This is a genomic window from Mesorhizobium sp. M7A.F.Ca.CA.002.04.1.1 (assembly GCF_004022805.1).
GTDB classification, from domain to species: domain Bacteria; phylum Pseudomonadota; class Alphaproteobacteria; order Rhizobiales; family Rhizobiaceae; genus Mesorhizobium; species Mesorhizobium ciceri.
The window spans coordinates 1-1929 of record NZ_RZPL01000912.1; the positions used below are offsets into that span (position 1 = coordinate 1).

The 1929-nt window shown below is 57.9% G+C and carries 1 protein-coding gene, 1 tRNA gene and 1 pseudogene; 2 read left to right on the plus strand and 1 reads right to left on the minus strand.

Going from position 1 to position 1929, the window contains the following annotated elements:
* Positions 1 to 394 precede the first annotated feature (394 nt).
* Together ENZ75_RS30335 and ENZ75_RS30340 are read left to right on the plus strand one after the other, a co-directional pair.
* Complete coding sequence (locus ENZ75_RS30335; RefSeq protein ID WP_013530255.1) at positions 395 to 853, plus strand: phasin; 459 nt, start codon at positions 395 to 397, stop codon at positions 851 to 853.
* Between the two features lie 369 nt (positions 854 to 1222).
* Positions 1223 to 1299 (plus strand) — tRNA-His (locus tag ENZ75_RS30340).
* Positions 1300 to 1712: 413 nt separating this feature from the next.
* On the opposite strand, the pseudogene ENZ75_RS30350 reads toward ENZ75_RS30340, so the two are convergent.
* A pseudogene (locus ENZ75_RS30350) lies at positions 1713 to 1929 on the minus strand (L-2-hydroxyglutarate oxidase); the annotation flags it as partial.

Genomic DNA, 1929 nt, shown 5'->3' on the forward strand with positions numbered 1-1929 from the left:
TAACCGAACATCGCGGCTCCTGGCCCATTGGCCCAGATCACCTGCTCCAGATCCGCCGACAGGATCGCGATCGCGTCGCCTGCGGCAAAGCGCTGGCGGACCGCGTCGAGCACGGCGACATCAAGGAAGGAATATTCGGACGGCATGCGCTTGGCGGACCTCACGGAGCGGCGATTTTGCAGTTAACGCTTTGTTAATAAAAGCCGGAGGCGCGAAGGTCCACAAGCCAGAACGTGCAAAGGCTGGAATCTGGGCTCTTGGTTAACGGCCCAAAAGAAATTTATGGTGCACTGCAACAAAGATATTGCAATGCACAAAATTTGCCTTTATATTGCCATCATACATGAACGAGACGGCTTTCTGTCAAAGCCGCTGCCGCTGAAAAGGATGGAAAATGTCCAGGACCAAGACCGCCGAGACGATCGAAAACGTTGAATTCCCGAGCTTCGACGCTTCCAAGGCCACTGACCAGATTCGCGCTTTCGCCGAAAAGGGCGTTGAGCAGTCGAAAGAGGCTTATGCCAAGCTGAAGACCGGCGCCGAGGAGACCCAGAAGGCTCTGGAGTCGACCTACGAGACCGCCAAGACCGTTTCCAACGACCTGTCGCTCAAGACCATCTCCGCTTTGCGTGCCAATGCCGAGGCCGGTTTTTCCCACCTCGAAGCCCTGATCGGCGCCAAGTCGCTGTCGGAAGTCGTCGAGCTGCAGACCGCCTTCCTGCGCAAGCGCGTCGAATCGACCGTCGAGCAGGCCAAGGACTTCCAGGCCGTTGCCTCCAAGGCCGCCGAGGACGTCTCCAAGCCGATCAAGACCGCCTTCGAGAAGGCGATGAAGGAAATCAAGGTTGCCTAACATTTGCGCATGATCTGAAGATGCAACAAAAGGTCGCATTTTCTTAAAAACGATCAGGTGTATGATGGCAGCCATCAAGGAATACCCGGTGAGTGGAACCTCCTCCCTCTGCTCCCCGGGGTGACCAGCCAGCACCTCCTCCCGCTGGCTCGTAACAGGAAAAGGCCGGCACCTCCTCCCGCCGGCCTTTTTCTTTGTCCGTCGCCTGGTCCTTGCCTGCGCCTTCTTGCCGGGCGAATGCCGCGCCGATGTGGGGAAGTGACCTTTGCTTTCCAAAAGCCTTGAATTAGAATCCATAAGCCCGTAAGGACGCATCGCCGAACGACAGAGCGGCGGATGAGTTTCTGTTTCGATCCGCTCAGGCAACGTGCCGTTGTAGCTCAGATGGTTAGAGCGCCGGATTGTGGATCCGGAGGTCGCTGGTTCGATCCCAGCCAACGGTACCATAAATAGAGACATAATTTCAAAGACTTAAAGGCTTCTGGTTAGCTAGGCTGGCTTGGGTGTCGGTGCGTCTTATGGACGTGTACCATTCTGGTGCCATAGGGAGGCCGTCCAGCTATGACGGTCGACAAAATGGCGGTCAGCCGGGAGCGAACCCTGCCAATGACGTCAGCCGTCGTTTCGCCTGAGATCTTTGCGCAGCCAAAAAAGCCGTCGTCCACACGGAACCTTTGCTTGCGGAAACCGCAGGCCAAGTTGCTACCCTCTCGCCGGGAGCGGCATTGCTGGCCTGGTGGTGCGCCGATCTGGTTCCGACGCAAAAGCTGCGTTGGCCGCGGCCGGTGCCCTAATTCCCTTCTTGGCCAAGGCAGATACTCCAGCGTTCAGTTGGGCTCCAGTGCGTACCGCCTCATTTTCAGCAGCCCTGTATGAGGCGATCTCGAATCATCTCTGCAATCGGGATCGCCGAGGTGGCGGCGGGGGAAGGCGCGTTGCAGACGTGCAGCATGCGGTCCGTTTGTGCGAACAGGAAATCATGGATGAGGGCACCGTCCTTGCGCACGGCTTGCGCGCGGATGCCTGCTTCGTGCGGGAGCAGGTCGGCGAGCTTGAGGCTCGGACAGTATTTCCGG